The sequence below is a fragment of the Photobacterium marinum genome (assembly GCF_000331515.1).
GTDB lineage: Bacteria > Pseudomonadota > Gammaproteobacteria > Enterobacterales > Vibrionaceae > Photobacterium > Photobacterium marinum.
The window spans coordinates 1-876 of the sequence record NZ_AMZO01000073.1 but is presented as its reverse complement, the minus strand read 5'-3'; the positions used below and the strand labels follow the sequence as shown (position 1 = coordinate 876).

The window sequence follows — 876 nt, the reverse complement described above, 5'->3', positions numbered from 1 at the left end:
TTCCAGATGTTATTGGCGTAGTCTCGAATACTACGGTCTGAGCTGAACTTGCTCATCAATGCAGTGTTTAGAATTGCTTTGCGTGCCCAGTTCGCCTGGTCACGGTATTCTGCATCGATTTTCTCGTGAGTCTTCACGTAGTCGGCAAAGTCAGCCAGTACCAGGTATGGGTCACCGCCGTCCAGCAGGTTGTGGCGAATTGCCGCAAGCTGGCCCGGGTGGCCTGGTGTGAACTCATCAGTTTCCAACAGATCCAGAGCTGCGTGTAGTAAGCTATCAGCATGGTAATAACGGTATGGGTCGTAGCCCTCTGCTTTAAGTTTTTGCACTTCATCTACCAGCAGACCGAAGATGAAGATGTTGTCTTCGCCGACTTCTTCACGCATCTCTACGTTTGCGCCGTCCATAGTACCGATTGTCAGGGCACCGTTCAGAGCGAACTTCATGTTACCTGTACCAGATGCTTCTTTACCTGCAGTAGAGATCTGCTCAGAAACATCAGCAGCCGGGAACAGAATTTCTGCAAGGCTTACGCGGTAATCTGGGATAAAGACAACTTTCAGCTTGCCGCCAAGACGCGGGTCGTTGTTAACTTTCTCTGCAATTTTGTTGATAGCAAAGATAATGTCTTTAGCCAGCGCGTAACCCGGAGCAGCTTTCGCACCAAAGAAGAATACGCGAGGGTGCATATCAAATGTCGGATCATTAATCAGACGGTGGTACAGCGACAGGATGTGAAGCAGGTTCAGGTGCTGACGCTTATACTCGTGCAGACGTTTAATCTGGATGTCAAAGATTGCATTAGTATCTAGCTCGATACCCATGTTTTCCTGAACCCAGTCAGCCAAACGTTGTTTGTTTTCTTTCTTCACTGCC

At 48.6% G+C, this 876-nt stretch carries 1 protein-coding gene; it reads right to left on the bottom strand.

The window, feature by feature from the left end; genetic code table 11:
* On the bottom strand, positions 1-876 hold an 876-nt coding region (locus C942_RS24175), incomplete at both ends, for a glycogen/starch/alpha-glucan phosphorylase (protein ID WP_036801878.1).